The organism is Paraeggerthella sp. (genome assembly GCF_048427265.1).
GTDB lineage: Bacteria > Actinomycetota > Coriobacteriia > Coriobacteriales > Eggerthellaceae > Paraeggerthella > Paraeggerthella hominis.
Map to the genome: position 1 here is coordinate 1 of NZ_DBFOSR010000046.1, position 7528 is coordinate 7528.

5 protein-coding genes are annotated in these 7528 nt (G+C 57.4%); all 5 read left to right on the plus strand.

Features of this window, described 5'->3' with window-relative positions; all coding sequences use genetic code 11:
• Nucleotides 1–1079 (plus strand): ATP-binding protein (locus tag ACMNI9_RS04655; RefSeq protein ID WP_418831045.1); only part of this gene is annotated, 1079 nt, incomplete at its 5' end.
• Nucleotides 1080–1256: 177 nt separating this feature from the next.
• The gene (locus ACMNI9_RS04660) at nt 1257–2576 is read left to right on the plus strand and encodes an adenylosuccinate synthase (protein ID WP_114566338.1); all 1320 of its coding nucleotides are present in this window, start codon (nt 1257–1259) and stop codon (nt 2574–2576) included.
• 64 nt (nt 2577–2640) lie between these two features.
• Entirely contained in the window at nt 2641–3933 is a 1293-nt protein-coding gene (purD, locus tag ACMNI9_RS04665) for a phosphoribosylamine--glycine ligase (protein WP_418831046.1), read from the plus strand.
• Nucleotides 3934–3982: 49 nt separating this feature from the next.
• Nucleotides 3983–5290: a coproporphyrinogen III oxidase family protein gene (locus ACMNI9_RS04670; protein ID WP_216529263.1), complete on the plus strand. Its 1308-nt coding sequence runs from the start codon at nt 3983–3985 to the stop codon at nt 5288–5290.
• Between the two features lie 397 nt (nt 5291–5687).
• Nucleotides 5688–7528: prepilin-type N-terminal cleavage/methylation domain-containing protein (locus ACMNI9_RS04675; RefSeq protein WP_418831047.1), on the plus strand; the 1841-nt coding region annotated here is incomplete at its 3' end.

The following is a 7528-nucleotide window of genomic DNA, read 5'->3' on the forward strand; positions in this document are numbered from 1 at the left end:
TTTCGTTCACCGTTGGCGGCATCGGCCTGATCGTTTTCGCCATCATGTTGGCTCTGGCTGCGATGGTGATGCTGTTTCGGCCTGATAAGAAGGCCGACGCAAAGGAAGAGCGTCTTCAAGATGCGCAGTGGGTTATGTTGCAGGACAAGAAGAAGCTTGAAGCATGCGTGGAAAGCAGGGAGTCGTTTCGCCGGGAGGCGCGCGCTCAGCTTGATTCGGTTGGGTTGGAAGAGGCGCAAGGTTCGCTTCGGCGTGCTCGTACGTTGCTGGATGAAGCGAAGGATGCCCGCGCCGAATCCAACCTGTATCGACAGCGGCAGCAGGCCCTTGTGTCGCGGCGCAGTTCGCTTGAAGAAAGCTTGGCGTTTGCGAAGCGCCAGCGCAAGCGCTTGTTCGAGCGCATCGATTCGCGTGCTGAGCGAACCGTGGAAGCGCTTGACGCGGCTTTGGCTCAAAAGGTGCAGCAGCGCAGCGGCCTGTTGGAAACAAGCGAGCATTTGAACCGCCGGTACGGCGAGCTGAAGCAAGAACTGTCCCATGCCGTCAAGGAAAGGGAATTCGACGCGCTCAAGCTGCAAGTGGAAGAGGTGAAGACGCGCATCGATGAGAGCTCCCGCGAATATGCGCGCCTGCTTCTGGCGAAGCGCATGCTCGAAACGGCTATCGGCGCTTGGGAGAGCAAGAGCCAGCCTGAAGTGTATCGCCAGGCAAGTCGCTTGCTTTCCGTTATGACCGATGGCGCGTGGGTTAAGGTGGCCATGACCGCCGAGGGTCGGTTGCAGGTGGTCGACGCAGTCAAAACCGCCCGAGACCCCCTTCATCTGTCGTTGGGGACGTGCCAACAGCTCTACCTTGCTTTGCGTATTGCTTTGCTGATGACGGCTGACAACGTCGGCCGTGCAATACCTATCCTGGCCGACGACATCCTAGTCAACTTCGATTCGGAGCGTCGCGCCGGAGCGGCGCGTGCCCTTGCGGAACTGGCGCGCATGCGGCAGGTGCTTCTGTTCACCTGTCATGAGGAAGTGGTCAAGGCCCTGCGCGCCGTCGATCCAACCTTGAACAAGCTGGAGCTGTAATTTGCCCTGAACTCCGGCCTGTTTCTCGGTTATGCGGCTGATAAGGGCCCATTAGATGGGGTTTCTCGATAAAGACAGAGGAAGCGCGGGGCCGAACGCGCAACTATACTATAATGCAAGGGTTGTTACGGGACTGCCCCGCATGATGAAACCGGGGCGTTGAAAGGACTCACGCACATGCCCAGCACGGTTCTGATCGGTGCCCAATGGGGCGACGAAGGCAAAGGCAAAATCACTGACCTCATCGCGAGCGAATACGACTACGTGGTTCGCTACCAGGGCGGAAACAATGCCGGCCACACTGTTATCCACGGTAGCAGGAAACTGGCTCTTCATCTTATGCCTTCCGGCGTCATGTACGAGAACGCAGTGCCGGTTATCGGCAACGGCGTTGTCGTCGACCCGGGCGTGCTCATCAAAGAGATGGCCATGTTGGAAGCCGAGGGCATTTCCTGCAAGAACCTCAAGATCTCGTGCGATGCGCACGTTATCATGCCCTACCACAAAGACTTCGACGGCGCCGACGAAAAGCGCCTCGGTGAAAACAAGATCGGCACCACGAAGCGCGGCATCGGTCCCTGCTATCAGGATAAGGTCGCTCGCAAGGGCATCCGCATCCAGGACCTGTTGGACGAGAAGATCTTCCGCCTGAAGCTTGAAGCGGTTCTCGCTCAGAAGAATCCCGTTCTGGAGAAGATCTACGGTTTGCATACGTACACGGTGGAAGAAATCTGCGAAGAGTACCTGCCGTACGCTCGTATTCTCAAACCGTACATGGCCGAAACGGCGCAGCTGCTGAACGAGGCCGTGCGCGCGGGTAAGTCCATCCTGTTCGAGGGCGCGCAAGGCACGCTGCTCGACATCGATCACGGAACATATCCTTACGTGACTTCTTCTTCGTGCTGCGCCGGTGGCGCGGCAACCGGAACGGGCGTCGGTCCTACGGCCATCGATCGCGTTTTGGGCATTCAGAAGGCGTACATCACGCGCGTCGGCGGCGGCCCCTTCCCCACCGAGCAGCGCTTTCCCGAAGATGGCGGCGTAGGCGAGGAAGCCGAGACCGGCGAGCTCATGTGCGCTGTCGGCCACGAATTCGGCGTGACCACGGGCCGCAAGCGTCGCTGCGGCTGGTTCGATGCGGTTATCGCGCGCTATGCAGCTGAGGTCAACGGCCTGACCGATGTGGCGCTGACCAAACTTGACGTTTTGAGCGCATTCGATACTATCAAGGTGTGCACGGCGTACGAGTGCGACGGCAAGGTTTACGATTACTTCCCCATGCAGCAGAGCGTTCTGTTCCATGCGAAGCCGGTGTACGAAGAGCTTCCCGGTTGGAAGGACGTCGATATCACCGGATGCCGTACCTTCGAGGACCTGCCGGAAACGGCGCAGCGCTACGTCGAGTACCTTGAGCGCATCGTCGGTGTTCCCATCAGCATTATCGCGGTGGGTCCCGATCGCGACCAAACCATCATGCGCGGCTGGGATCGCGCGTAGCTTCTCAGGCTTTCGATTTTCGAGCGTTTCACGTGAAACGCGTTGGTTGATGAAAGGAACGAATGTGAACATCCTGGTGTTGGGCGGCGGCGGTCGCGAAGATGCCATCACGTGGGCCTTGGCGAAGTCTCCTCGCGCCGATCGGCTGTACGTAGCTCCTGGCAACGGCGGAACCGATGCCGTTGCTCAGAACGTTGCCGGGCTGAATCCCGAGGATGCGGATGCCGTGCTGGCGTTCGTGCGGGAGCATGCGATTGACCTGGTTGTCATCGGCCCCGAAGCTCCTTTGGTCGCCGGCGTGGCGGACGTTCTGCGCGAAGCGGGCGTGGCTACGTTCGGACCCGATGCTCAAGGAGCCTTGCTGGAGGGCAGCAAAACCTACAGCAAGGAATTCATGCGAGCCAACGGTATTCCGACGGCTCGTTACGGCAGCTTCACGAACTTGGACGAAGCGCTCGCTTACGTTCGCGAATTGGGCGCCCCCATCGTTGTCAAGGCGGACGGCTTGGCAGCGGGCAAGGGCGTTGTCGTTGCCGACGACCTGGAAACCGCAGAGGATGCTGTTCGTTCCTGCTTCGACGGCGCGTTCGGCGATGCCGGCTCCACCGTGCTCATCGAAGAATGCCTGACGGGCCCCGAGTGTTCGTTGCTTGCGTTCGTCAGCAACGGCAAGGCTCACTGCATGACCACCGCACAGGATCACAAGCGCGCATTCGATGGCGACCGCGGTCCCAACACGGGCGGCATGGGCGTGTACTCGCCGGTGCCTATCGTTACCCCTGAAGAACTGGCCGCCATGCATGAGATCATGGAGACGGCTGCCGCTGCTACGGCTCGCGCGCCGTTTGCCCATGACTATCGCGGCGTTCTGTACGGCGGTTTCATGCTGACGCCGGAAGGCCCTAAGATCATCGAGTTCAACGCTCGTTTCGGCGACCCTGAGACGCAGGTGGTTCTGCCGCGTCTGGAAACCGACCTGGTAGATATCATGATGGCTGTTGCCGAGGGACGTCCGGACGACATTACCTTGCGCTGGTCCGAGCAGTGGGCGGTGTGCGTGGTTTTGGCGAGCGAGGGCTATCCCGGATCGTACGAAAAAGGAAAGGTCATCCTTGGCGTCGACGAAGCCGAAGCCATAGAGGGCGTTACCGTATTCCACGCCGGTACTGCCAAGAACTACGACGAGGAACTTGTTACCGCAGGTGGACGCGTTCTTAACGTAGTGGCTTTGGGCGATTCGTTCGACGAAGCCCGCGAAAAGGCGTACGAAGCGTGCGACTATATCAATTTTGAAGGCAAACAATTCCGAACCGACATCGGCAAAAAAGCTGCTGCTGGACGGACCGCTTGGGAATAAAGGTTTCCGCCGTCCGAAAGGGCGGCGGTTTTTTTGGACAGAGGAGTCTATGCTATCTGAACGCATGCTTACGGCGGCAGTCCGCCAATGCACGAACCAGTACTTGAAACTCAAGCCCACTGACGAGCGCCGTGTTCCGGCTCCGGTGCCTGGTCAGAAATACATGCTTTACATGCACGTGCCTTTCTGCGAGCGCTTGTGCCCGTACTGTTCGTTCAATCGTTTCCCCTTTTCCGAGGATCGTGCGGTACCGTACTTCCAAAGCATGCGCAAAGAGATGATGATGCTCAAAGATTTGGGCTACGATTTCGACAGCCTGTACGTGGGCGGCGGTACGCCGACCATCATGATCGACGAGCTGTGCGACACCATCGACCTTGCTCGCGAGACGTTCTCTATCAACGAGGTCTCCAGCGAGACGAACCCGAATCATCTGATCCCTTCTTACTTGGATAAGCTGCAAGGTCGCGTTCAGCGTTTGAGCGTTGGCGTTCAGAGCTTCGATGACGACCTGCTCAAGCAGATGGATCGCTACGACAAGTACGGAAGCGCCGCCGAGATCTTGGCGCGCGTGCAGGATGCAAGCCCGTACTTCACGTCGTTGAACGTGGACATGATTTTCAATTTCCCGGCGCAGACCGAAGACGTGTTGATCAAGGATATCGAACGCGTGGTGGAAAGCGGGACCAGCCAAACTACGTTCTATCCGCTGATGGCTTCTCCGAGCGTCGCGCGCTCTCTGGCCAGGACGGTTGGCAAGGTTGATTACCAGCGCGAGCGGCGCTTCTACGAGATTATCAGCGAACTGCTTGCCGGTGGTTCCGATCCGCTGTTCGAGCACGGAAGCGCTTGGACGTTCAATAAGCGCGGTACGGGTGCTGCGGGCGATGGTGCGATGATCGACGAATACGTTGTGGACTACGAGGAGTACCCGGCTATCGGCAGCGGCGGTATCACGTATTTGGGAAAGAACCTGTACGTGAACACGTTCAGCGTGAACGACTACAATGCCGCAATCGCTTCCGATCGTATGTCGCTTATGGGAAAGACGGAGTTCTCGAAGCATGATCGCATGCGGTACCGCTTCATGATGCAGCTGTTCGGATTGAGGCTGGACAAGCGCCAGTTCGAGCGCGATTTCGGATGCACGGTGGAGCGCGGCCTTCCCGTAGAGGTTGGGTTCATGAAGGCGGCAGGAGCATTCGACCGCGATACGCCTGATGAGTTCACGCTTACGCCGAAGGGCCGCTATCTCATGGTTGTGATGATGCGCCAGTTCTTCATCGGCGTGAACAATCTGCGCGATCAGGCGCGCGCGTCCTTGGTTGGCGAGGAGCGCCAGTTGATTTTCGGCTAACTGCCGCACCCTTCGCGAGGTTCTTGAAAGCGATGCTGCAACGCAGCACCTCCCGAACATCTTGCAATGCAGTGTCGCCCGAGCGTCGAGGTTTCGCAAAGCGAAGCCCCGCTGCTCGGGCGATTTGGTTTCGCGTGAGAAAAAGCGAGGCCGCGGTCACGTGGTTTCCCGGAGGGGCTTCTTGCTGTAAAACCGCTATTAGCGCAGGTCGGACCAGTCTGTTTTCCAAAACTTTGTCGCCGCTTCGAGGAGCCGGGTGGCTCGTTTCCGCCGATTTCGATCGAGCGTTGACCGTCTTTATAATTGTCGTAGTAATGTAGTCTCATTTATGCCTGGTGGTGGTATCATACCAGCACAATTAGTTAAGAACTTGAACGAATGAGATAGGGATGCTTCTTTGGTAAAAGCGCATCAGGCACATACGAAAGGGTTTACGCTTGCCGAGCTGTTGCTGTCGGTAGCGATTCTTTTGGTGCTTGCAGCACTGGCATTCCCTTCTATCGTAAGCGCTCAGAACAACATGCGCATGGTCGAGCTGAACAACGCCGCCGAGTCGATAGCAAATGCTGCGCAATCCCAGATGACGGCTAAAAAGGTATCAAGCGCGTGGTGGTCGATCGTCGAGTCCGAGGGATTAGCCCAGACCAAGGCCGTGAATCTTCCCAGCACGATCAACGGAAGGCCGACCGATGCCCAAAATACGTTCTACATCACGGCTGACCAAGCCCGAAAGAGCAGTATCGTCCCTCCTCTTGCTGTGGATGATAGCGTTCGCCGGGGCGATTTCATCATAGAGTTCAATGTGACCACGGCGACAGTGGTCAGCGTGTTTTACGCGGATGGAAAAAGCGGGTTCTTCAGCTTCGCTCCCGATAGCACGAATGCCGCGCAAGAGTATTACGAAGCGGGGGGATCGCGTGACCGGGCCGCGCGCATGGCTGCCGATTACATGATTGGATATGCCGACTCCACTCCGCACGGGGCAACTCCTGAAATTGCTCTGCAAAACCCCGTGGTGTGGTTGAACGAAAACGGCGAGTTGTGCGTGCAGGATAAAAATCTGTCAAGGAACCCCGAATGGAAAACCTCTATCGAAGTGACCGTGTCTCTAGGCGCGAGCGTTCTTTCACTTTCAGGGCTTGACGGGACGGAAACCTCGTACACCGTGCAAGCGGGATCGGAGACCAAGACCAATTCCAACACGGTGAAAGAAACCAAAGTGTATTCCCTGGGATTGAAGGGCGATGCTGCTCAGGCTGACGTGTACGCAATCGATCTGAACGACTTGAAGCGCGTCTTGCAAGAGGCCGGCGGTCAAGGAGACCTTGCTGCTACGATTGGTGCTTTGTCGAGCTCAGCGGGTGATATTCGCGCGGATGCGCGAGTTTCCTGCTTGGAGAAAACATCCGTTCCTGCTACGGCATCTGCTTATTTCAAGTGGCCTGAAAAGGTGGCGAAGCTTTCGGTTTTGGTAACCAATCCTGCTCTTGAGGCTAAAAACAATGGCGGCAAATCGCGCGCCGCTCATATATCGGGCGTCTATGCCGATCCTTCGGTGAAGCTGGTCACAACTGCAGGCGAGCCGCCGGTTACGGGTATTTCCATGATATCGACCGAGGTGACGTTCGAGCTTAGTGCGGCGGGAATAAAAACATCTTCGGTGCTTGCCGCCGAGAATATCGAATCAACGCGGCAGTCGTATTCGGGAGCCTGGGTGAAACTTGCGGACGCTCGAGAACAGCAAGCTAACGTATTCGTTTCCGCAGGCTCGTACACGTCTCAGGTGGGAAGTTCTATCGACGTAAGCGGAATGGTCAATCCTGGAAACAACGAGTTGCTGTGGTCCGGCGGAAAACCGTTCGAGGCAAGCGGGAAACAGCGTCAGTATCAGATATACGAAATATGGGTCAACGGCGAACGAGCCGGCTATTTGGACCAAGGTGCTTGGACGTGGGAGAATACGAATCTCGGACGCGATCTGCGTGAATGCGTGCAGTGGTCGGGCAAGGACGCGTCCTTGCCTGCTGCGGAGTCGGCCAACTATGCCACATCGCTTACTATAGATACCGTCAAACTCTACGATTTGGTCGAGCAGGACTTCGATGGGTATGAGATATACGTTCGCACCACGCCGCGCGCGGATGAGGTTCAAGCGTACTTTTCCAGTCTAGCCCCGCGCTTTGCCGAGTACTTGTCGAACGGAAAGACTACGACGGGGTCGCGCGGCGTGAACTTGGG

Coding starts and splice junctions, on each gene's coding strand:
- ACMNI9_RS04660 (WP_114566338.1), top strand. CDS start 1,257: ATGCCCAGCACGGTTCTGATCGGTGCCCAATGGGGCGACGAAGGCAAA.
- ACMNI9_RS04670 (WP_216529263.1), top strand. CDS start 3,983: ATGCTATCTGAACGCATGCTTACGGCGGCAGTCCGCCAATGCACGAAC.